At 38.5% G+C, this 22858-nt stretch carries 21 protein-coding genes; 6 read left to right on the forward strand and 15 right to left on the reverse strand.

Annotated features, from left to right (window positions below):
* Positions 1-106: 106 nt before the first annotated feature.
* From U1E44_RS11495 to U1E44_RS11565, 15 genes are all read right to left on the reverse strand, one after another.
* Entirely contained in the window at positions 107-733 is a 627-nt protein-coding gene (locus tag U1E44_RS11495) for a Pycsar system effector family protein (protein WP_322931236.1), read from the reverse strand.
* Positions 734-744: 11 nt separating this feature from the next.
* Positions 745-2742, reverse strand: a complete 1998-nt coding sequence (ppk1, locus tag U1E44_RS11500; RefSeq protein WP_322931237.1) for a polyphosphate kinase 1 — start codon at positions 2740-2742, stop codon at positions 745-747.
* Between the two features lie 4 nt (positions 2743-2746).
* Entirely contained in the window at positions 2747-3631 is an 885-nt protein-coding gene (locus U1E44_RS11505) for a DUF6268 family outer membrane beta-barrel protein (RefSeq protein ID WP_322931238.1), read from the reverse strand.
* A 66-nt stretch (positions 3632-3697) separates the two neighbouring features.
* Positions 3698-4417: an NAD(P)H-hydrate epimerase gene (locus U1E44_RS11510; RefSeq protein WP_322931239.1), complete on the reverse strand. Its 720-nt coding sequence runs from the start codon at positions 4415-4417 to the stop codon at positions 3698-3700.
* Positions 4418-4535: 118 nt separating this feature from the next.
* Positions 4536-8090 carry a hypothetical protein gene (locus U1E44_RS11515; protein WP_322931240.1) on the reverse strand — a complete coding sequence of 1185 codons (3555 nt, stop codon included), beginning with the start codon at positions 8088-8090 and terminating at the stop codon, positions 4536-4538.
* 226 nt (positions 8091-8316) lie between these two features.
* On the reverse strand, positions 8317-9015 hold the full coding sequence (locus tag U1E44_RS11520) for a carbonic anhydrase (protein WP_322931241.1): 699 nt from the start codon (positions 9013-9015) through the stop codon (positions 8317-8319).
* 40 nt (positions 9016-9055) lie between these two features.
* The gene (locus U1E44_RS11525) at positions 9056-10717 is read right to left on the reverse strand and encodes a CRTAC1 family protein (RefSeq protein WP_322931242.1); all 1662 of its coding nucleotides are present in this window, start codon (positions 10715-10717) and stop codon (positions 9056-9058) included.
* Positions 10710-11384 carry a DUF6796 family protein gene (locus tag U1E44_RS11530; RefSeq protein WP_322931243.1) on the reverse strand — a complete coding sequence of 225 codons (675 nt, stop codon included), beginning with the start codon at positions 11382-11384 and terminating at the stop codon, positions 10710-10712. Before U1E44_RS11530 ends, U1E44_RS11525 begins: the two co-directional genes overlap by 8 nt.
* A 3-nt stretch (positions 11385-11387) precedes the next feature.
* Complete coding sequence (locus U1E44_RS11535) at positions 11388-11846, reverse strand: DUF2062 domain-containing protein (protein WP_322931244.1); 459 nt, start codon at positions 11844-11846, stop codon at positions 11388-11390.
* 309 nt (positions 11847-12155) lie between these two features.
* Positions 12156-13235, reverse strand: a complete 1080-nt coding sequence (locus U1E44_RS11540) for a DUF3179 domain-containing protein (RefSeq protein ID WP_322931245.1) — start codon at positions 13233-13235, stop codon at positions 12156-12158.
* Between the two features lie 106 nt (positions 13236-13341).
* The gene (locus tag U1E44_RS11545; protein ID WP_322931246.1) at positions 13342-14319 is read right to left on the reverse strand and encodes a transporter family protein; all 978 of its coding nucleotides are present in this window, start codon (positions 14317-14319) and stop codon (positions 13342-13344) included.
* Between the two features lie 108 nt (positions 14320-14427).
* Positions 14428-15513, reverse strand: coding sequence for a DUF2652 domain-containing protein (locus tag U1E44_RS11550; protein ID WP_322931247.1), 1086 nt, complete (start codon positions 15511-15513; stop codon positions 14428-14430).
* A gap of 64 nt (positions 15514-15577) precedes the next feature.
* On the reverse strand, positions 15578-16891 hold the full coding sequence (locus U1E44_RS11555) for an NAD(P)/FAD-dependent oxidoreductase (protein ID WP_322931248.1): 1314 nt from the start codon (positions 16889-16891) through the stop codon (positions 15578-15580).
* Between the two features lie 247 nt (positions 16892-17138).
* Positions 17139-17411 carry an anti-sigma factor family protein gene (locus U1E44_RS11560; protein WP_322931249.1) on the reverse strand — a complete coding sequence of 91 codons (273 nt, stop codon included), beginning with the start codon at positions 17409-17411 and terminating at the stop codon, positions 17139-17141.
* 18 nt (positions 17412-17429) lie between these two features.
* Positions 17430-18071 carry a sigma-70 family RNA polymerase sigma factor gene (locus U1E44_RS11565; protein WP_322931250.1) on the reverse strand — a complete coding sequence of 214 codons (642 nt, stop codon included), beginning with the start codon at positions 18069-18071 and terminating at the stop codon, positions 17430-17432.
* Positions 18072-18689: 618 nt separating this feature from the next.
* Between U1E44_RS11565 and U1E44_RS11570 the strand changes: the two genes are divergently transcribed.
* The 6 genes from U1E44_RS11570 (at position 18690) to U1E44_RS11595 (ending at position 22745) form a co-directional block, all read left to right on the forward strand.
* Entirely contained in the window at positions 18690-19163 is a 474-nt protein-coding gene (locus U1E44_RS11570; RefSeq protein WP_322931251.1) for an OB-fold protein, read from the forward strand.
* 78 nt (positions 19164-19241) lie between these two features.
* A complete protein-coding gene (locus tag U1E44_RS11575) occupies positions 19242-19814 on the forward strand; it encodes a YceI family protein (protein ID WP_322931252.1) in 573 nt (190 codons plus the stop codon).
* Between the two features lie 33 nt (positions 19815-19847).
* On the forward strand, positions 19848-20501 hold the full coding sequence (locus U1E44_RS11580) for a LysE family transporter (protein WP_322931253.1): 654 nt from the start codon (positions 19848-19850) through the stop codon (positions 20499-20501).
* Between the two features lies 1 nt (position 20502).
* Positions 20503-20988, forward strand: coding sequence for a hypothetical protein (locus tag U1E44_RS11585; RefSeq protein WP_322931254.1), 486 nt, complete (start codon positions 20503-20505; stop codon positions 20986-20988).
* Positions 20976-21701 (forward strand): NRDE family protein, encoded by a 726-nt coding sequence (locus tag U1E44_RS11590; RefSeq protein ID WP_322931255.1) that lies wholly within the window; start codon positions 20976-20978, stop codon positions 21699-21701. Before U1E44_RS11585 ends, U1E44_RS11590 begins: the two co-directional genes overlap by 13 nt.
* Positions 21702-22745, forward strand: a complete 1044-nt coding sequence (locus U1E44_RS11595) for an ATP-grasp domain-containing protein (RefSeq protein WP_322931256.1) — start codon at positions 21702-21704, stop codon at positions 22743-22745.
* The last annotated feature ends 113 nt before the right edge of the window (positions 22746-22858 follow it).

Raw genomic sequence — 22858 nt, forward strand, 5'->3', positions numbered from 1 at the left:
AAATTGGACGTAAGTGCCGCTTTTTTATCACTCAATAATATGGCTTTCAACACTTTTACCAAAGAATATTATTTTGAAATCACCTTACCCAGAGCGCAGGTTTTAGCTAAAACAATCCTCCAAAAAACAAGTGACACGCAATAAAACCAATGACCGATAAAATTATCCCTACCAGAAAAACAGTAAAGGATTTGCGCAATAATCGAAACTTTGCATCTATAGTTTTTCCTAAGTAATAGGTATCCTTGGCTATTGTTCTGTATAATTCATCGCCTTGATCCATAAGTTCGGTAATATTCTTTACGTATTCGCCTTCGGAAAGTTCGTTAAAATTACCGTAGAACATTAAATTATTTACTTCTCGGGCTCCGTGTTTACACTCGGGTCGGGTGGCGAAAATGGCATAGGTGATGGAAATTAAATTGGTTGTTAAAATCATTACCGCTGGTATAATGAGATGCGGATCTTTGTCCAGCTGATTCATAACTGTACCAATAATTATGGACAGAATAATCGCATTAATCGATATTAAAATATGTGATTTCCGATCAATCATTGTATTTAGCGTATACTGATTCTTAGAAACCAATCTAAAAAAAGTTTCTACACCTCGTTCAGATCTGGGATCAATACTTTTAAGTTTCTTCTTCAATAGTTTTAATCCCTGTTTATCTAGATCTAAAACTCCTTTTACATCGGAACTACCCAATGTTTCATTACGCTGTTCGCTCATAATAGGTTTCTTTACATAAAATAGGTGTTTGGTACTTCTTTTGGCACCTGACCAATATAGGTGTTTTTTTGCGCCTCGTCTATAATACGTGCCTTTACCTTTTCATTAATTTGAAGCATTAAGGCTTTCTTAAGTTGCAATTGCACCTCTTTGTCTAAAATTGGTACTATAACCTCTATGCGGTGATCTAAATTGCGGGTCATAAAATCGGCAGATCCCATATACATTTTTTCATCACCTCCGTTACCAAAAACGTAGACACGCCCGTGTTCTAAATACCGATGCACAATACTGGTTACCCTTATATGCTCGCTTTGATGGATTATTCCGGGCACCAAGCAACAAATTCCCCTAACAATTAAACGTATTTTTACACCGGCATTGTTGGCTTTATAGAGTAAATGTATCATTTTTTCGTCTTGTAGGCTATTCAATTTTAAAATGATATAGGCCTTCTTTCCTTTTAACGCATTGTTAATCTCGGTGTTTATGAGTGCGCTAAAAGAAGAACGTGTACTAAACGGAGAGACAATGAGATGATGCAAGCTGGGGTGTCGAAGCCTCCCCTGTAACACCTGAAAAACCTGATCGATTTCTGAGGTAATCCCGTTATGGGCAGTATAGAGTCCAAAATCGGTATACACTTTAGCCGTCTTTTCGTTAAAATTCCCTGTACCTACATAGCCATAGGCCTTGGTTTGTTTACTTTCCTTACGCAGGATGTACATTATTTTGGAATGTACTTTAATGCCGGGCTGGCTATACTGAACGGTAGCGCCATTACGTTCTAAAAGCGTACCCCACTTCAAATTATTTTCTTCATCAAACCGTGCTTTGCACTCCATAAAAGCATACACTTTCTTCCCGTTTTCCAGTGCTGTTATCAATGTCTTAGCTACTTCAGATTCCTCAGAAATTCTATACAGTGTTATTTTTATTTCAGTAACGGCCGGGTCATGGGCCGCTTCATGAAGCATCAAAAGTAGATCATCAAAAGCATCATAGGGAAAATAAGACAACCGATCTTTGGCTTTTATGGCATTAAATCGGGATGAAAAAGACGTAAATTCCGATTTCAATTGTGGTGTAAATGCTTCATATTCGGGCACTATGGCCTCGGGGTTGGGAAACTTAAAAAAGTCTTTAAAATTATGATAGCGCCCTCCCTTTATGATATCAATTTTATCAATATTCAATACTTCTTGCAGGGCATTTAAAAGGTCCTCGGGCATTTTATTGTCCACCAACGCTCGGGTAATCTGTCCGGTATCCCGATGTGGTAAAGCCGCCTTTATTTTCTCAACTAAATCGCCAGAATATTCATCATCGATGTACAATGCTGCATCTCTAGAAATTTTTAGGGCATAAAGCGTAGATTGAAACTTTTTAGTGAGGTAATACTTGAAGATATCGTCTATAAACGTAATACAATGCTTGCCTGACGTTTTTGAAAATGTATAAAATCGGGGAATATGGTGTGGAATTTTTACCAAAATCAATTTTTGATCCTTAGAAAGTGCCGTTAAATAAAGGCATTCATTCTCTGGAGCATAGGTGACTTTAGGGTTGTGTATAGGCATTATATTAAACTTCAATTCGGTACGTTCTAACTGATCTACAAGTTGCAAGGCTTCGGCTTTTTGAGCCTTATTAAATTTTGAATGACCTATAATTTGTATCCCTATAGATTTTAATTCGGGTATAATTTCCTTTCTATAAATACGCCCAAAATACTGCTGCTGCCGGTCTACTTGTTTCTTAATTTCCTTTAATAGTTTTTTAGGTTTGGAAATCAATCGTTTTCTTAATGGCTTTTTCAGCTGCTTAATTTGCCGTATTTCCGATACACGTACCTTGTAAAACTCGTCTAAATTGGAAGAAAAGATGGCCAAAAAACGGATGCGTTCTAACAAAGGATTCCTTTTATCCGCTGCTTCTTGCAACACTCTGTGGTTAAACCGGAGCCAAGAAAGATCACGATTATAAAAGGTCTTGGAATAAAGAGACATGATATTACAATTTAAATCGGACTCCTGTCCTAAAATACGCACTATTGCTGTCACTTAAAGATGCTACTGTTCTATTTCTATTATTTCGTAAGCTGGCATTACTACTTAAAATGAACGAGGTATTCATGAAAAATTCCAAATGTTGGTTGTAATGGTACTCATACTGCAGCCCGGAAATTAATACGGCCATGTTAATTTTATCTGCCGTTCGGCCATCAGAAATTTGTATATTATCTTGAATGTTAGACGTAAATCCATCCAATTCAGCGACCCATTTTAAACGGTTTTTTTTGGAAAAATGGTATTGTAGGTTCGCTTTAGGCACCCCAAGATTAAAAGACCAATCGGGTCTAAATTTGCGATAGTAACTTATAAAAGGCAACGGAAATGGAAACCCTCTATTGCCCGAATAAGAGGCTCCAAGAATAAGCCGAAAAGGTCTCGCAATGGTATTATCGTTTCTTTTATCGTTAATAAAAACGACATCACCGGAAAATACCACATCTTCTAAATTTAATTGCTTTACTAAGTTAGAACTCACACCAGGAGAAAAGCGGGCTGCAAAACGCCAATCTTCATTTAACTTAAAAGAATACCCAATACTGAGATCGAGTAATTGAAAATCTTCTAATACATCAATATCAAAGGTGGTAATATTCTCATTAAAAGAGAGTTCTATTTTACTATAATCTAAACCCACAAAAAGATATTTTCCTTTACTGAGACGAATAGGATAATTAAAAAGACCCCTAAGACGTGTATAGCCCACTTCCGAATTTCCTTGGGGGAGCCCCGTAAAATTTATGGCTGCCAAATCCGAAAATTGAGCACAATTTTGTTGTGCTAATAAAATGCAGATTATGGTTGCCCCAAGGAGTTTTTTGCCCATTTTATTTTTTTGAATCTTTCATAGAACTATCATAAAAGAAAAGGTTGACTGAATTATAATTTGCGTTTAAATTGTATCCCCCTGCATGTAAATCGGATTTTGCTTGGTTTTATTGCCGGAAACAATTTGATGCGTGTAAAAATGTGGCATATTTATGTGAAATTTATCATAGATGGGTTTTGGAATACCAAGATCGGCAATTCTAATGTCAGTAGATAAGGGTAACGTATTAAGAATGGCTTTTGGTGCAGCCAAGGTTAAAATTTGATGGGCCTTAAAATAGGTCCCCTCGCCATTTTCAGAAATACCGGTTGGAAGATCCAAGGCTATTCGATATGCCTTGCATGCATTAGCTTCATCAATACCTTTTAAAAACGCGGGTGCTAAAGGCAATCGTTGCGAGAAACCCAAATAGGCATCTACCCATATATCAGGGTTTTTAATTTTTTTTTTGGTAGCACCAAACGCCAATGCCCTTTTTAACTGTGCCAAAGGCAATGCCTTAGTGATAGTAACCGCAAGATCCAGATATACCTTAAATCCCCAAGCGCTCAATCTACGAGCAGCCACAAGACCTCCACCCCCATTATTGCCATTGCCTACGCCGATACGAATTTTTGTAGAAAATGATGCTTTTTCTGCAATTAAACGAGCCAACTGAAGTCCCGCATTTTCCATCATAAGTTCAATGTGAAGTCCGTAATGGGTTACAGCAAGGTAATCCATTTCTTTAAAGGCTTCCAAAGACAAGGTTTCAGACGGGTTAAAGTGATTGTGCGGAATCATCCAATTTCATGAATTAGGTTTGGTTAAAATCGATCTGCATTTGTACGCTATCATTCTTTTGTCCCTTAGGCTTCCTTAAAAGAAGTATACTGTATTGGTTCGTTAATCGTGGTATTGCTTACAAGGAAACCCCCAATCCAAAAACAAATCTCCCGCCATCGGATCCGTTAAAATAACCGAAATTGGCCGAAATGGCACCCAAACCATTAACCCAAAAAGAGGTGCCCGGACTCGTATGCCATTTTTTAGAGTCGTCATTTTCTGTCCACACACGGCCATGATCAAACCCTAACGAAATTCCATAGCGCAAGGGTATCAAGTTTGTTCTAATTTTTCCCAATACAAAACGGATATCTGTGTTTTGATAAAATGCATATTTTCCGACGAAACGTTCATTTCGAAAGCCTCTTAGGCCATTATTTCCTCCAATCTGAGCCCCGTGATAAAATTCAAAATCATCCCCCAATATGAGTTCTCCCGCCATTTTGGTGGCAAAAACCACCGCGCCACTTTGCGTGATCCTATGGGTAATACCAAAGGAGGGTTGTATGTACGCAAAACTATTATCCGCATTGGTATTATCGATATTGGTTTTGTAACCGGCAGTGAGTTCTATATCTAAGGCAAGGGTGGGATATGAAGCGTTGTCTTCATTTAAAAATTGATACGAAATTTCACCTCCGCCATAGACTTGTTTTTCAAAAACGGTGCTATTTGGTGCTAGCGTATTTACAAAGCGTCCGTTCGTGTTTTCCAATTCAAAAGATTCTATTAGGGGTTTAATATGAAAGGAGCCTCCATTTTTGCCTCTGTAGATAAGACTGGTGGCGACCTTCCATTGTCGTATTCGAGTTCTATTAAAATCTAATTCTACGGCATCCCTGTCATAGGGCGTTTCATTTCCAATTCCGAAAAAGTTAATCGAAAAATTGGGACTGGTATACAGCCCTTCAACGGCAAAGTTCCAGTTGTGAAAAATGTTAGAAAATTCGCCCCTGTAACTAAAATCATATCCTGAAGTAGCGGTGTAATAGGAAGCACTAAAGCTATGCTTCTGCGTGAATGGATTTCCTTGTATGCCATTAAAGGTATAATTATCTAAAACTCCCAAGCGCACGCCGTCATCCGGATTAAAGGCAATAAGCGGAAGTATCTGATTGGTACTATGTTTCATTTTAGTATGGTCAAAATCATTAATTTCATAATCATCGACCAGCCATTTTTTGGATCCCTTTTGAACGATGGTGTTTGGTTTCGATTTGTAGTCGTACAGCTTCACTCTTTTGGTGTTTCTAAAATCGTAAACGTCATTTTTACGACCCCCTACTATTTTAATATCAATAGGGTTCTTGCTTTCGCCATCTACGATAAAGGTATCTTCCCCATCTAAGCCATAAATCCATATTTCTTTGGTTACGTCTTGGTGAAAAGTACGATTCAAAAGTTCTAAATCTTTCCGTTGTATTTCTATTGTTGTCTTGCCGTTATTTGAACGTGTTATGGTAAAAATATCGCTCTTTTCGGTACCAATTATAATCTCAAAACGGCTCACATAGTCGTAGTATTTTTTAGCGATTTGCAAAAGATTGGCCTTCCGTCCTCTTAGTTTTTGTTTGATATCGTCAATGGTTTTGCCTTTTACCGCATCGGGAACGCCCTCAAAAGCCAATTCAATATCTGCATCGGTTAGGCTTTCTTGAATAAATAGGGCTTGCTTTTCCCATTCGGACCAGTCCGAGCTATCTAAAAGATTAATATCTAGGTGATAGGGCGATGTGGCAAACCACTTTGGACTGCGCAGTGTTTCATCAAAACTTTGCATTTTGCGCAAACCCGGAATGGCTCTTGTTAAAAACTCGATCATAGCACCATCAAACTTCGAAAATGCCTGATCCCTATCTCGGGGAATGGGTTTGCACAATTGAGTGCCGTTTTCAGACTCAAAAAGAGCCCATCGCCATTGATCTTCGTGCCTATCCCAATCTCCAATAAGCATATCAAAAAGTCTGGCACGAATATAGGACGGTTCGTCTACCACCGACTTCCCATTTTTATGAACCACCTCTAATACCTCGGCCGTACTCAATATCTTCTTTGGATTACCAAAACTCTCCACTTCGGTTTGTGTATCGCCTACATGCTCTTCTATGAGGTATAGCTCATCCCCAAATTCGTTATTATAACGCCCCAGAGTTTCCTGTTTGGGAACAAAATACAATGTAGGATTCGTGTGGTACACCCCCACGGGATCAGATAGTTTCCCAATTACAAAAGGCGTATACGGATTGGATGTGGTATAAAAATCTAACAAAAAGGCATCAATAAACGTGCCGTCTAGCGCATCTCCCAAATACACATCCTGAAACGCATTGGCCTGTAAAAACTGTGTGGTGCTTTTTCGTAAGGCTCTCATTACAAATTCTCTACCTGCTTCATCTTTAAGTCGAAGCGACTTGGATTGCTGTCCTCCTCCTTTTTTTATAGGCTGTAAACCGCCCATAAGAGTATCTAGAAAAACGACCGGTGCCGCTACCTCGGCCCCATATAATTCCCTGTAGTGTTTTCCCCATAAACGCTCGTACAATCCTTTTTTTGTGGCTTCTTCGGCGGTATATATAGAGGCCTTCACAGTCTGTGGATACGTTTCTTCGGGTTTAAAATTGGTTACGACATCCTCGGTATCTCCTAGGGCGATGGTCTTTGTAAAAATTGGATGCGCTTGGCCATTTACAGTTTCTATAAAATTCACCGTGATCTTGCCTTGTGTTGAAACGTCTAAGCGGGCATATCCTGTAATGTCTGATGTAAACTCCTCCTTTTTAGCTTTGGCGGTGGCCTGTGTGGCACCCGATGCGCCACTTATAATTTGCGGTACCCCAAATGGATTTAGGTACTGTAGGTTTCTGTCATGACCCGATATAAAAATGACATTGTCGGCTTGTCGCGCAATGGTGCTTAAGCGATTTCGTAACGAGCGATACTGTTTATTCTCGAAATCTTCGGTACGGAAACCGCCTGTTTTCGTCAATAAACCCTGTTTGCTGCGTGTGTACACCGGATGATGTACCGCTACTAAAATGAGCTTGTCTCTATTCTTTTTTACCAGTTCTTCAAAGGCTATAAAAAACTGATTTCTATTTTTTATATCACAATTATCATTGAGATATGAATAGTTATCCCAATCTTCTAAAAACCATTGGGAGTCTAAGGTAATAAGGGTAACGTTATCGGAAATATCCGTCTTTGAAATGGCGCATACGTCATCTGGTTTAAATTTGGCTTTACTGTTTTTCTGAATAAACTTTTCGAGATTCTTGATGCCATTAGAGGTCTCGGGATCCCATCCGTTTTCTCCCGGCGTAAATATGGTGGTTCCCGGAAAAGCAGTTAGAATGGTAAGCTGCTCATTTAAAATAGCTTCTGCGACGGGATTTAAAAACCCGTTTTTGGGAAGTCCGTTTCCTACGATCAACAAGGTTGATGTTTCTTTTGCCATAGCGTCTTCACCAATTTGCGCTAATACGCTTTGGTTTTTGGCTTCGCCCGTATTGGCCGTAATAAATATAGAGGTTTCCACCTCTTGTGCGTTGGCACCGCTGCTTATACCTAAAAACAGAACCCCCAATAGGCTCAAAAATTGGGCAATGTTTATAAACCTAAACTTTACTATCATGGCAATACATATGTTGATGTGTGTTGTAAACAGGTAACCATTACCTGCCTTAAATATACTAGTTCTGATTGTGTTCTTCTCCCCCCCTGTACTTTTGGGGTTTCTTCTTTTAGTTAAGGATACAAATAAGAACAAACCATGAGTAAAATGCGAATTGCATTACCCTTTTCCTTACGCTTTAGAGTATGTAGTATCCCTTTTAAAACGATCCAAATAGGACCTTTCATCACTCCAAGATCGTGATACGTCCCGTATCTAAATGAAATAATGCTCCAACTATCCTTACTTCGCCTTCTTCCGCACGTTTTGCCAATACGGGCTCTGAGCTTTGTAGGGTATGCACCCCGTGGCGCACATTGGCCTCAATAGCCATCTCATAATAATTATCGGCACTCTCATTTAATTCCATTTCTTCCGGCTCCAGTTTTATGTAATCTATTATGTTTTGGATATGATTGGGTACAGCATCGTTTTTATGATCTATGAAAGCACCAATGGCACCGCATTGCGAATGACCAAGAACAATGACCAAGGGAGCCTTTAAATGTTCCACGGCATACTCCACACTACCCAGTTCATAGTCGCCAATAATATTACCGGCATTTCTGATTACAAAAAGATCGCCGAGACCTTGATCGAAAACCAATTCCGGAGGTACTCTAGAATCTGAACAGGAGACCACTACGGCATAAGGATGCTGCCCCTTTTTTAAATCCCGAATACGTTCTAAGGTCTGATCGGGGTGCAATGGGTGGTTTTCTAGGAATCTTGTGTTGCCTTCCATGAGTAGTGTTAATCCTTCCTTAGCATCTAAGTGTATCGTTTTTTTTTCTTGATTTTGTTTACAATTAACGCCCAACACAAAAATAAGTATTAGGTATACGGCTTTTTTAAGAAATTTTGGCAAGAAAGTGTTCATAATCATTGGAGGTACTAGTTAGGAGCATTAATAGGATTGCACCACGTTATATTTCTTCTGGTATTTCGTCTTGTTGCTCTAGTGTTAATAATCGTTTTTGCGCTTCTAAATGAACATCAACCACCGAATTTACTTTTGGGTTTAAAATGATTTCCGTATTTCCGTTCATGTAGGTTATGGTTATTTTTGAAATTTCCTGTTCTTGTCCCAGTCCAAAATGTAATAATTTGGTTTGATCGCTCACGAGACCTTCGCCGGTAATAACCCAATCTGTTAAGGTAAATGATGGTGTTTCAACGGTTACCTTGCAGCCAATACCTTCGGCATTATCCTTTAATTTTACTTGTACGGAGTTGTTCCCATTTCCGTTATTTAAGTAGGCTAAAGGCGAACCGCTGATATTCGTCCAAATTAAATCTAAATGCCCATCCAAATTAAAATCGCTTACCAAAGGGGCAATTCCATAGTTCTTATTTACGACTCCGCTTTCTTTTTCGGTGGGGACAAATGTATGATCCTCCTTTTGAAGCAAAAGTCGACCGGGTAATTTAAAAATTTTACTAAATGGAAAATCAACATAATTCTCGGCCACCATAAGATCTTGTAAGCCATCATTATTCATATCGGCAAAAGTGCATCCCCAAGAAAATTCATAGCCCGCTATTTTAGCGGCTTCAGCCGTATCGGTAAACCTGAAATTTCCTTCATTTCTAAATAAAATCCATTTGTCGTTATACTTGGATTTATCCGTGATATCGCCCATAGCCATTATAGGAGGTGTAGTAGTGCCTACATTAGAAAACATAAAATCTACCCATCCGTCATTATTGTAATCGCCTACCGCAATACCCATTGGATATGCAAATTTGTTGGTCAGGGGATTATCTTTCATGCTAAAGGTAAGATCGCCATTATTTTTATAGGTTCTTACTTCACCGGTATCATAGGCTACAACCAAGTCTAGCCAAGAATCGTTATCAATATCTACCAAAACGCCTTGAAAGGTATTATGCACATAATTTAACCCGGCTTTTTGGGTAATACTGGTAAATGTATGATCTCCATTATTCAGAAGTAATTCGCTTGTAGATCCATAATCGTCTCGTTCAAAAATAGTCTGGCCTTCCATTAATCCTTTTTTAATATACGTGGCCAGAAAAATATCTAAAAATCCGTCTTTATTAATATCACCCACAGTAATCCCTGCCGGCGTAGATTTTTCATTGAGAGGCGTATTTATTTTTTGAAGGTTAAATTTTCCTTCGGAATTATAATAGATGTAAAGGCCATCCTCGCGCCCAATAAGTATATCGGAAAACCCATTATTGTCCATATCCGCCGAAACGGCGCCTATAGTTGTAGATAGGGTTTGCTTTGTTGCCAAGCCAACCTCTTCAGTAATGTTTACAAAGGCATTATTTCTAAATGCAAAAAGGGCATCATCTTGACCGTAACCTCCACCAAAAAACACTTCATCCACAAGATCGTTATCAATATCAATTAAGGCAGACGGCGCTAGTGGCAACGATTTATCTCCGTTGTACTCGTGATTAAAATCTAAGGTTACTTGAGAAAACAAGGGGATTTTTTCGGAAGCTATCGTCACGTCATATTTATCGGAGACAGCATCCCACCAAAATCGGGCTAGGACTAATGTCAATGCAATTAGAATTAAGGCTGCTAAGGAATACAGAATTTTCTTAAGCATGATGTAATGGTTTTAAAAAGTGGTTTAGTTGATATAAGGACAAGGTAAATAGGATAAAATGCGTAAAGTTCATTAAAATTGGCAACACATGCTGCCCTACCAAAGGTAAGATATTTCCGATGATGACTAGCCCAATTAAAATCACTATAGGGCTAAAGATGGCCATCCATTTCGCGTAATAAGTGCCTCCTTTAAGAATAGCCACACAAAAACAAATAGACAATGCCGTGATCACTACACGCAGCACTTGAACTAAAATCTCTACATGTGCGGTGTAATGCGAGAGCAACTGTGTATACGTGATGGGCGCTATGCTACTTTTAAGATGTACAATCTGACCTATGGAGACTCTGGAGCCAATCCAAACACCGCCAACGGCAAACGCTATAAATCCTAATAACAGCACTGCCCTAGCCCAATTTTCACTCCCCGATTTTAACATGAAATAAAGGTGTAAATAGCCTGCAAAATAAAAAGGAATACCGCTTACGGCTAAAAAATGACCTCGGGATAAGTTGGAAAGTGAAACATATCTAAAGAACTCATAATCATCGGCATTACCCAAAATCTGAGGCGAATAGTGCAGTAAGTATTCTCCCATACCCACGAGTATGGCGCCTAAAATACCCAAATAACCTAAAATTTTTATGGTGTGGATTGACTGCATGGGTTAGTTTCGAAGTTTGACGAAAAATGTTAACAAAACTTTCAATCCGAAGTAAAAGCCTATCGATAAAGGAATGACAACAACAAACCAGCCTGTAAATCCGCATAACAGCTCATAGGATAGTGCAGTTACCGTATTAAAAAAACTTTCTTCATAGCTTTCCTTAATTGCCGCAACGGTTAATAACGTATGTTCGGTGTTCCACAAATTGGCACCGATATAAATAAAAGGGAGTAACAACAGCAGTTTAATGGGTTCTACCACATAACTTAAGGCAATCATTATGGGCAGATTCAACTTAAATTTAAACGCAAGGAGCGTTAAAATAATGGTGGTAATTCCGAAAATAGGGAAAAAAGAAATAGCCACTGAAACGGTAATACTTGCCGACAGTTGTTTGGGCGAAAGACCTTGTTTAAAAAGTGCCTTACATTCCTCCCAAATTTTTTTGATGTATTTCATGACGATATAGCTCGCTTTTATTGCCAACACCGGAGCGTGTTAAACGAATGTACCATTTCCTTTTAAACTAGCGCACAAATTTTCTTAAACTTACACCTCTGAGCTAGCGGTAAAAATTTTAAGGATTGTTCTGGTAGGATACCAATTTCAAACTGGCACTAGGAGGTACATTTCGTTCCATCGCTTGCGTCCCATTTCCGTATGGGACGTTTGGCCTTTAGTAAAAAAGGGATCATGATTTTAGTAAAAATCATGATCCCTTTTTTTTGCCTTTAACGAAGCCTTCTTTTATGGACGGAAGGCATCTATCTAGTTTTGAAATATTTCGGTGTTGTAAAATGCCGGTATAGAAAACCACATCCCCATCATATACTCTGCATGTTTTAAAAACTGTCCTTGTCGCGGCCCGGTAATGGCCTCGCCAAACACGTTCCATTCATTGCCTTCATTATCACCTAAAATAATTTCGGTACCGTCGTGGATGTACTCAAAATCTAAATCACTGGTTTCAGGCGTAATTTCGAAGGCAACGATAAAATTGGCATTGCCCACAATCATATAGTTCTTTCCTTTAAAGGTATCAGTTTTAACATTATCTCCTATAGGAAAACTTGCAAATCTATAGGCTTTGGCATCAGAGCCATCCAAGATTGCCAATACTTTTTCTTTGGATGGTAATCGTTCATCCTTGGGAACCGGAAAAAGAAACCTATCGTTGTTCGTATTGTAGTCGCCATAAGGCGAAGTGCCGTATGTTCTTGAAAAACCGGTATTGAGACCAATAACTTGAGAATTAGGATATAATTCTTTCCAGGTCTTCCAGTTGGTCTCGAACAACATAATTAAATCTGCTTTCTGGCCCAAAAGTGGGCCATTAACGGCTTCATTTAAAATTTGAGCCCAATTGCTTCTGGTTGCCCTGTCAAAGGGTATTAAATTGGTATTAAACAATAAACCGGAAACCCCAAAAGTGGTTTTGCTACCGTTAAGGATCCTATTCCATCCAATACCGGTTCCTGTAAGCGGGCAATAATTTATGGCTACGGATACATCATCGATATCGTCATTTATAATTTCGTGCCAATCCAAAATGGCATGAGGATAGCCTCGTACATCATCTCCTTTTTTAAACCCTAAAATTAGATCGTCGTCCCTCATGTAATTAATGTTCGCCACTAGGGTAAAACTAGGATTCTCCAGAGCCGGTATTCCATCTCTTCCGGGTCCGCCATCTAAAACCTCATTAATTGGAATGCTCCATTCTGATGCCCCGGAGGTGGGTGGATTGGGAGCACCTGTAATAGGGTTTGTTCCGCTTTCCGAACTGCTAGAGGTACTACACCCAATAAAGAGCGTACTAAAAAACAAGAGTAAAATTACCTTTTTCATATATTCCATTTTTTTATTGTTTCACTGATTTTGGCCTTTGTCCAAGCACTTAAATCGGCACTGTGTATGCTTCTTTTCCCCTTTGAACATGGAGTTACGGCCTGCATTACGGTTCTATATTTATTAGATTGGTTTTCCTTGTATTAAATCGATACGACAAGCCGGTAGAAAATCGGGAAGTTGGGGTCACCTGAGTACCCACCACAAAACTATACAATGGCAGCTCTAATCGGGATATAAAAGTGATGTCTTGTGTAATTTTAACAGCTACTTCCGGACGTATAAAAACCCATTCCCCTCCCGTATTAGGAATCCCTATGTCGTCTATCTTGTCTTCAAAAGCCCTTCTATATTTAAAAATAAGCCCGGGATTGAAAATGGTATTAAATAGTAGAAATTGATCGGTATAACCCACAATAGTTTGCACTTCGTCTCCAAATTCGTAGGTGGCTGTACCATTTAGATAATCATTATTAACCCCTGTAAGCCTGTAGGTAAAACTACCAGAAATGGTTGCCGAAGGTCTAAAATTTACACCTTTTGATACGGAAACCCATCCTACACCGTCCCAGGCTCCGCTTCCGGGTTGTAGATCTGCTGTAAGTTGTATCCCTTGATCGGTTAAAATATCCGATTTTCCGAATGGTGCTTTACCTCCAATACCCAAATTTAAGGAAGTGCGATTGCCGAGAATATCGGGTATAGAATATTTTAGCAATAGTATGGCATCTCCTATACCCGAGGTTTCCGTGAAATTTTCATTGCCAAACTGCGTGATCGTTCGCGATTGGTTTACCCATGTAAACAAGGTTTCTACAGAAAGTTTGTCTGTAAACGCATACCCCATATTAAACAAAACAGAATGTGTAATCCGTTGTCTAGAATCGTCATCTAATTCTCGGGTTCCTGCATTTAACGTATTCAGATTGTTGTAGTCATACGTAATCCCTGCTACCACAATACCCTTCCCTTCGTTGGGTAAACCCAAATTACTAGCCAAGGGAACCCCTCCTGAACAACACGTTTGAGCCACTATTTTTAACGAAAAGAACACCATAAGGATTGCCAAAAGCAATTTTTTCATACCGCACAATTAAAAACCTTTTAAGTAGACGACCATAGGTGTCAATCCTGACATCGCACCAAAAAATTTAACGTATGACTGGTTTTAATGGCTCGGTTAAATACCGTTTTAAGCCGGTGATTTTCTAACGTAATACTTTAGCTTCATCAGAGAAATCTGTGCAATCATAAACATCATCATCCGCAAGGGGAAGTCTAAATACAATTTGGAAATCAGATTCTTTTTGTAATGAATCTCAATGCTCATTTTGGTAGTATCGGTTGCAATCCGCTTTAGTATAAAGATGACATTTAATGGAGAAAGCCAGCTAATACTGTTACTTTGTTCCACATACTCTACCAACCCTTTATTAATATTTTGAGCGGTAACCTGAAACTCCATCGTTGTTGTAGGCATTACACAAAGGTGTTTCGATCCTATCGTATTAAGGTAATCGTGGGCTTTAATATAACGCAATCCCAATATCCATCTGGGTCGTAAAGAAAAATCGGTAACCACGCCATGGAGTTTTCGCAACGGCACTTTCATGACCATAGATCCGGTAACAGGTCTTCTAAACTTTAAAAATTTGGTTCGTGACACAAACTCGGGTATGGTTCCTTTTAGTGGTTCTAACGGAATGTAATTATAGGTAACCGTGCCAATTTCTTTATAATTATTGGCACTTCGCTTTAAAGATACCCAACCGGGTAATTTTTCGTCTTCAGAAAATTCTAAGGATGAGGTGTACAATAAATATTCGGAAGTTAGCACATTGTTCTTTAACAAACGATGCGCCAAGGTAACATCTGGGCCAAAAAGTTTGGTATGTTTCCCCACCTTTCTAAGGGTGGTTTCCCCAAAATGACACACAATTTTTAAGGTAAGTTCATGGGCTGAGGCACAGGCACCACATTGGCATATTCTACTGTGCTCATAGGTTTTTAAATGCTGATGGAATTTGAAAAACATTTGTTCCGCTTGCGCCAATAGTTCCTTTATCGTCGGCTTTTTCCCAATGTGATAAAAGAAAATTGCGTCACCTTCTATTTCGGCCACCTTGAGGTCTAAGGTATTTGAAGCAATAATAATTTCCAATAATTCAGTGATAATATGTGTGCTGTGGTCAATAGCTACTTCGTTGATAAATTTTGTATATCCCGAAATATCTGGAATAAAAAATAAGGTCGGTTGTATGTTGTGATCAATATGCATGGCCCTACAGTAGTCGTTTAAAGTAACTGCTAATTACAGCCAGAATTTCACTTCTAGTACTTTATCATTCTCTTTGGTATTTCCTGATGATAAGCTGATTCGCTTTCTCGTACGAAAAGTATTTTGTAATCCAATTTAGAGCCACACTAAATTTATTTTTAAAACCAGTAATGGCTACTAAATGTATAAAGGACCATAACAGCCACCCAATACGGCCATCTAAAAAGGCGATTTTTAAGTCGGCCACGGCATCTTTTTTTCCAATAGTGGCCATCGATCCTTTATTGCTATATTGAAATGGCGCCTTAAATGTGCCCTTTTCAACATAATGTATTAGATTTTTAGCCAACGTTTTTCCTTGTTGTATAGCGGCTTGCGCCACCATGGGATGGCCTTTGGGAAGTGCCTCGGAAACCATGGCCGCAATATCACCAATGGCAAAGACATTCTCTAGACCTTCAATTTGACTATATGCATTTACTTTTAATCTATTTCCGGGCAAGATGCTGTTTTTGTCTAAACCGTCAATGATATTCCCTGTAACACCGGCGGTCCAAATAAGGGTATTGGACTGTATGATGATCTCCCTATTTTCTGTCAATAGGCGGATGTTCTCACCATCGTAATCCCGAACACGGCTATTAAGCAAAATTTCTACCCCTAGCTTTTTCATAATTTTTAGGGCATGAGCAGATGCTTTTTGAGACATGGCAGGCAATAGTCGATCGGCAGCCTGAATAAGTGTTATTTTCATACTGTCTATTTCTATCTCGGGATAATCGCTACCCAACAAATATTTTTTAAACTCCGCCAAGGCACCTGCCATTTCTACCCCTGCAGGGCCACCACCTACAATTACAAAATTGGTTAGGATGTCTTTTTCAAGATTATTGCATCCTTCTACCGCAGCTTCCAAGTTCTGCAACATCCAACTTCTAATATTTATAGCGTCGTTTATATTCTTTAGACCTATACTGTATTTTTCAATATTTGCCGAACCATAAAAATTGGTAGCACTGCCCGTAGCAATTACCAAATAATCATAAAACACATAGCCGATATTGGTTTGTACTTTATTTTGATGAGTGTCTATATGTGCTACCTTGGCCATTCGATAAATAAAATTATCGCTCGATTTAAAGAGCTTGCGATAGGGCGAAACAATAGCATCTGGCTCCAAACCACTTATGGCAACTTGGTAGAGCAGCGGTTGAAATTGATGGTAATTATTTTGATCTATGAGAATAACCTGTACCTTTTGGTTTTGTAGCTTTTTGATGAGATTAATTCCGGCAAATCCGGCACCAATTACTACTACTTTTGGGTAGCTGTTTTCTGGTATACAAAGTGGTTGGTTATAGTGATCGTGACTGTGCATGGTGCGTATAGTATAAGTATTATTTGTGATCCGTACAATTATTTTCTACGTTTTCATCTCCAAAACTTCTAACAGAAACGTCGTATTAGGATAGGTTCGCTTTCCCGGAATACGCTCAAAGCAATATCGAGTTTAGTTCCCAAAAACAGTATCCTAAGAACTGCCAGAAACAGATTCTTACCTATACAAAGTACTAATAGCGTGGGTATTTATTATTGGAATGTGCTTTTTTCAAAAGAAAAGGAGGTTAAGCACAATCCTTAATTTGTTGAAGCACTTTCTTTTTGGCCGCCTCGTCCATGTGGTTCAGTTCTTCTTTAGATCTGGAAACCATGCGTTGCATTAAGCTATTCATGAGTAGCGACTGCTTTTCATACGATCGGCATGCACTACACATCCAAATATGCATTTTAAGCTGTATTCTTTCTAAGAGGGACAAGGTTGTTACTTGTTTTTTTTCGACCAAAGCAGTAGCTTGCTTGCAAGAAAGAAACAACATATTCATAATTCTAGGTATCATGTACTCAAGGTTAAAAATTTAAAACTTCCACTTCTGATCAATACAACTTTTAAGCGTTAGTTTAGCTCGGTGTATGATTTGCCAATAATTAGACTGGGTCACTTTTATTTCCTGACAAATTTGATCTGCACTTTTATTTAATAGGTATTTCCACATAATGGCTAACCGCCAATTTTCCGGCAGCTCGTGCATGCAGTTTGTCATAATCTTTCTAAAATTAGCATTGTCTAAAATATGAACCTCCTCCTCCCAAAGTACCGAGTCATCTTTAAGTTTCCAATTGCCATCAGCATCAAAATACGAAGCGGTAAGGTTCTGCGTTGAAGATTCCGAATTTTGGTTATCTACTTGAAGCGATTTGGCTCTTGAGCGATAAAAATCGATTATTTTATTATTCAAAATAGCAAACAACCATGTTTTAGGATTGCTGTTATTCTTAAAGTTTTTGAAACCCTTTGCAGCCGATAAAAAGGTCTCCTGAACTAAATCTTCTGATGTTTCCTTAGATGATGTTTTGTGATACGCCCAAGAAAAAAGATCATCTGCATATTCGTGAAACCAATTTTCTATTATTTCATGCATTTGTGACATAAGCTGATAAATCGGGCAGTTAACCACATAGACATTGCTATGGTCGATAAAATCACCAAAATCTTTCATAAAACCAGCAAATAAAAGTCTTAGTATTCGCTTAAACGAAATGAGCTTCTTAGGCTGTGCGCATTTCGTTTTACAGGATTTATTTTTCTTCAATTTCCAGATTACCCCTTTACCAATTTGGAATACTTAATTTGCAACTTTGAATTACCAAAACCCATAGCCTATCCTAATGGAAAAGGCGGATACGTCCTTACAAAATAGAGCAATCCCAGCCTATGTAAACAAGGAATACCCAATGACTATACCTGGCAGAAGCCATGCCAAAAAGCATAACACATAGGAGAATGCGTATAGGCGAATTACATTCTTGGGCTGTGGGCAGTCTAAGAATGACCCATTTAATAAAATAGATATAAACACATGAAACTACAGATTGGTGTTCTTGTATTTTATCCGTGTCCAACACAGTCGTGTTCCTTATTTTTTAGATGGATGGTTCTAGTATAAAACCTCAATCCGAAGTTCGACTACGTTTTTTGAATATTTTAGCAGGTTTAAAACAATACAGTGCTGTAGAAGGAGCTAGACCAATAGAGACCCGCATCGCTCGCATCTTTTTTTTAATATGTCAGGAAAAAAGTATTGATCGACTATATAGGCATAAAAAGCAAAAATACCATGAAGAAAAAAACTATAAAAATAATTGTTGGCTTAGGCCTATTTTCCCTACTCGTCGGCGCCATTATCGTTTATAGAATGATGAATATGCCGCACAGAGATGTTCAGTCGGCCAAAACAGATGTAGCCATTTCAGCGGCAGCTTTAGTACATGAATATTTGGCAGACGCTTCTATGGCAAACAACAAATATCTTGAGGCTGAAGGAGATTCTAAAATACTTGCCGTTTCGGGCGTTATTGCTTCCATTACAGAGGATCAAAACAATCAAATAGTGATCTTACTTAAAGACAATGCTGAAAAGGCAGGTGTGAGTTGCACCTTTACTACAGAAACCAATGCCAACACCACTGATTTAAAAGTTGGCCAAACCATTACAGTAAAAGGCGTAATTCGTTCCGGTGCCGGATTTGATGAGGATTTGGAAATGTACGAAGATGTTATTTTAGAAAAGTGCGATATCGTTAAAAAATAAAAAAGAACTGTATCTAAAACAGATACAACATAAGAAAATAGTAAAACCCCAAAATCAATAATATTAAAATTAAATATCATGAAAAAAGTTTCAATTATTGCCCTAGCCTTTAGTGTGTTTGTAATCTCTGCGTTTTCCGCTCTAGAGGATAAATTAGTAACCAAGGATGCGCATATCAGTTTTTATTCGCACACTCCTGTAGAAGACATTGTAGCAAACAATTACAAAGTAGTGAGCACCATTAATACAACCTCCGGCGATGTGGTTTTTTCGGTACCTATGCAGAGTTTCGAATTTGAAAAAGCATTGATGCAAAAGCATTATAACAGTGCTGATTTTTTGGACACCAAAAATTTTCCAAAATCAAAATTTACGGGAAAAATCACTAACTTAACGGACGTTAATTTCAAAAAAGACGGAACTTATGCGGTAACCATAAAAGGAAACCTCACTATTAAAGAAGATACTAAACCGATGACCGAAAAAGCAACGATTACGGTTACCGGAAATAAAGTTTCGTTAGATTCTAAAATGAAGGTGACACTTGGCGATTTTGGAATTACCTTTACCAAAGGAAAACCATCGACCAATATCGCCAAAGATGTTGAAGTGACTTTAAAAGCGGTATATCAAAATAATACTAGTCTATAAATTAGAGGCTACAGTTTTTAACCTTAACATAGTTTGATAAAACACATAAACATATTGTTGGCCGGATTGCTGATAAGTTTTTTAGGTGCCCTTCCGCTGGGCACCTTAAACATTACTGCGTTTCAAATAGCAGCTATGCAGAATGTACCAGATGCACTTTGGTTCGCCATAGCTGTAGTTGTAGTTGAATTGGTAGTGGTGCGAATTACCTTAGTTATTGCGCATAAAATAGATTTTAGTGATAAGTTCTTTGCGTATGTTTTTCCTATTGCTGCACTCCTGTTAATGTACTTGGCTATCTCAAGTTTTATAACTTCTGGCAATGCGCAAGAGTTAGATGCGGGCACCACTTTATTCCCCTTTGTAAAGTCTACTTTTATATTGGGTATACTGCTCAGTATTCTAAATCCGATGCATCTTCCGTTTTGGATGAGCTGGAACAGTATTTTATTTGAAAGGAAAACCTTAGAAAAAAGACTAAGCATGTATGCCATGTATATTACAGGCATTGGTGTAGGATCTATAACGGCATTATTTATATTTATTTTTGCCGGAAAACATATATTTCAGAATTACCAGCAGTACAATTATTTATTGGCATTTATAATGGGATGTTTATATTTAGGCTTTTCATTTTATCTGCTTTATTTGCTTTATAAAAACCATGTAAAACTTAATATACAGTGAAATGTTCAAGTCATCCGATTTAACCCTAGAGCAATTTAAGGAAGTGCTCTTGCAACTCCCTGAAAATTGCTATGATCAAGCGTGCCCCACATTATCCGGTGCCTCTATAGGCCAGCATACAAGGCACATTATAGAATTGTATCAATGCCTGCTAAGTGGTTATGACACTTCCGAGGTTTGTTACGACAATCGCAAAAGAGACAAGCGTATAGAGCAAGATATTGCTTTTGCAGTCAATGCGCTACAGCAGATTCAGCAATGCCTTGAACAACCCGATAAAAATCTAGTGGTGACCTATGAGTTAGACGGTCGCGAGGTAACATTTCAATCTAATTATTTTAGAGAGGTGATGTATAATTTGGAGCATACCATTCACCATGAGGCTTTAATAAAAGTAGCTATTCTTCAATTAACAAATATAGCAGTGCCCGCATCTTTTGGAGTGGCACCGTCAACCCTTCAATTTAGAAAGGCATGTGTACAGTAAGTTTTGTGGCATCGGGCAACCGTTATTACCTAACTTCTAACCGAGATGAACATCGGGCCAGACCTGCTGCTTTGGTACCCAAGGAAGAATGGATCAATAACTGTAAGGTGGTATACCCAAAAGATCCTAAAGCAGGGGGTACTTGGTTTGCTGTAAATGAGAACGGTGATGTCGCTGTGTTGCTCAATGGCGCTTTTCAAAAACATATAGTGAAAGGGAATTATGAAAAAAGTAGGGGCTTGGTGCTGTTAGATATTATTAGCAGTCCACAGCCGCTTTCCAAATTGCACGAAATAGATGTATCCTGTATAGAACCTTTTACAGTCATTTTGTTTGGTGGGGGTGAATTGGTAGAATTTCGATGGGATGGAATTCAGAAACATTTTAAATCCTTGCCATTGTCTAAAAACCACATCTGGTCTTCTGCTACCTTATATAGCAGTGAGGCAATGGCGCACCGAGAAGACTTGTTTCACCTTTTTCAACAAAAAAAACAAACGATAAAGGGCGAGGACATTTTAGAATTTCATGCTACAAATCATGAAGATTATGAGAATGGCTTTGTTATTGATCGAAGCACCGGGCTAAAGACATTTAGTGTAACGCAAGCCATTGTAGGTAGCGATGCCATAAAATTACATCACGTAGATTTGTTAAACGCTACAAAACATTCCCTTTCATTACGCCCTAAGGTAACCCTTATAACACCATAAATGACCTCTTGGAAATTAAAATGGCATAAAATAACACATTGGGAATACTGGCCTATGGAGGCGGTATATTATCCTATTTTTCCGTTGTGGTTGTACTTAGCCATTAAGGCAAGATCCTTCTTTTTTTTCAATGCGGCCAATCCGTCCATAAAAAATGGCGGTATGGCTATGGAATCTAAAATGGAGATTTACGACCTAATTCCCAATGCCTATATCCCAAAAACCCTGTTGGTGCAAAAACAAACTTCATTTGAGACACTATCTAACCTTCTGCAACAAAGCAGTCTTACTTTTCCTATAATCGCAAAACCGGATATTGGAATGAAAGCCTTTGGAGTAGAAAAATTAGCGAGTTTGGAATCCCTCCAGAAGTATCAAGAAAAAATATCTCATGATTTTTTAGTTCAGGAACTTATTGAGTATCCCAATGAAGTGGGTCTCTTTTATGTACGGCAACCGCATGAAAAAAGGGGCAGTATCACCGGTATCGTATCTAAAGAATTCTTATCGGTAACCGGTAATGGTAAAGACACCATCACCCATTTAATAAAACAAAATCCGCGAAGCCATCTGCAGCTCCCTGCATTACGAGTAAAATTTGGTGCCACCCTAGAAACCATTTTGCCGGTAGGTCAAAAGTTTGTGTTAGTCCCCTACGGCAGTCATACAAGAGGTGCCAAATTTATAGATGACACCCACAGGGTAAATGACAAACTCGTGCACACCATAAATAAAATTTGCACGCAAATTCCGGGATTTTTTTACGGAAGATTAGATATATTATACACCAATTTTGAGGATTTAGCCGAAGGCAAAAATTTCAAAATTATCGAAATTAATGGCGCAGGTAGCGAAGCAACACATATATACGATCCCAAACATTCTCTTTTCTATGCTTGGCGTGAAATTTATAAGCACTGGCGATTATTATATCAAATAAGTGTGGCCAATAAACAAAACGGGCATACGTACTTAAGTTATAAAGATGGTACCGCTATGCTCCGTGCCAATAGCCTATTGGAAGCACAATTAAAATTGATGTGATTTTTTTGAGTAATGCACATTATGCAAAAAAAAACTTTCCGAATGGGGTTTCATAAATGGCGCCTGTATGAATATGGCTTGGCTATTAAAAATTTAACAGTACGCTAAGCCTT

It is taken from the genome of Aurantibrevibacter litoralis (assembly GCF_034651555.1).
GTDB classification, from domain to species: Bacteria; Bacteroidota; Bacteroidia; order Flavobacteriales; family Flavobacteriaceae; genus Aurantibrevibacter; species Aurantibrevibacter litoralis.

Coding starts and splice junctions, on each gene's coding strand:
- U1E44_RS11495 (WP_322931236.1), bottom strand. CDS start 733: ATGAGCGAACAGCGTAATGAAACATTGGGTAGTTCCGATGTAAAAGGA.
- ppk1 (WP_322931237.1), bottom strand. CDS start 2,742: ATGTCTCTTTATTCCAAGACCTTTTATAATCGTGATCTTTCTTGGCTC.
- U1E44_RS11505 (WP_322931238.1), bottom strand. CDS start 3,631: ATGGGCAAAAAACTCCTTGGGGCAACCATAATCTGCATTTTATTAGCA.
- U1E44_RS11510 (WP_322931239.1), bottom strand. CDS start 4,417: ATGATTCCGCACAATCACTTTAACCCGTCTGAAACCTTGTCTTTGGAA.
- U1E44_RS11515 (WP_322931240.1), bottom strand. CDS start 8,090: ATGATAGTAAAGTTTAGGTTTATAAACATTGCCCAATTTTTGAGCCTA.
- U1E44_RS11520 (WP_322931241.1), bottom strand. CDS start 9,015: ATGATTATGAACACTTTCTTGCCAAAATTTCTTAAAAAAGCCGTATAC.
- U1E44_RS11525 (WP_322931242.1), bottom strand. CDS start 10,717: ATGCTTAAGAAAATTCTGTATTCCTTAGCAGCCTTAATTCTAATTGCA.
- U1E44_RS11530 (WP_322931243.1), bottom strand. CDS start 11,384: ATGCAGTCAATCCACACCATAAAAATTTTAGGTTATTTGGGTATTTTA.
- U1E44_RS11535 (WP_322931244.1), bottom strand. CDS start 11,846: ATGAAATACATCAAAAAAATTTGGGAGGAATGTAAGGCACTTTTTAAA.
- U1E44_RS11540 (WP_322931245.1), bottom strand. CDS start 13,235: ATGAAAAAGGTAATTTTACTCTTGTTTTTTAGTACGCTCTTTATTGGG.
- U1E44_RS11545 (WP_322931246.1), bottom strand. CDS start 14,319: ATGAAAAAATTGCTTTTGGCAATCCTTATGGTGTTCTTTTCGTTAAAA.
- U1E44_RS11550 (WP_322931247.1), bottom strand. CDS start 15,513: ATGCATATTGATCACAACATACAACCGACCTTATTTTTTATTCCAGAT.
- U1E44_RS11555 (WP_322931248.1), bottom strand. CDS start 16,891: ATGCACAGTCACGATCACTATAACCAACCACTTTGTATACCAGAAAAC.
- U1E44_RS11560 (WP_322931249.1), bottom strand. CDS start 17,411: ATGATACCTAGAATTATGAATATGTTGTTTCTTTCTTGCAAGCAAGCT.
- U1E44_RS11565 (WP_322931250.1), bottom strand. CDS start 18,071: ATGAAAGATTTTGGTGATTTTATCGACCATAGCAATGTCTATGTGGTT.
- U1E44_RS11570 (WP_322931251.1), top strand. CDS start 18,690: ATGAAGAAAAAAACTATAAAAATAATTGTTGGCTTAGGCCTATTTTCC.
- U1E44_RS11575 (WP_322931252.1), top strand. CDS start 19,242: ATGAAAAAAGTTTCAATTATTGCCCTAGCCTTTAGTGTGTTTGTAATC.
- U1E44_RS11585 (WP_322931254.1), top strand. CDS start 20,503: ATGTTCAAGTCATCCGATTTAACCCTAGAGCAATTTAAGGAAGTGCTC.
- U1E44_RS11590 (WP_322931255.1), top strand. CDS start 20,976: ATGTGTACAGTAAGTTTTGTGGCATCGGGCAACCGTTATTACCTAACT.
- U1E44_RS11595 (WP_322931256.1), top strand. CDS start 21,702: ATGACCTCTTGGAAATTAAAATGGCATAAAATAACACATTGGGAATAC.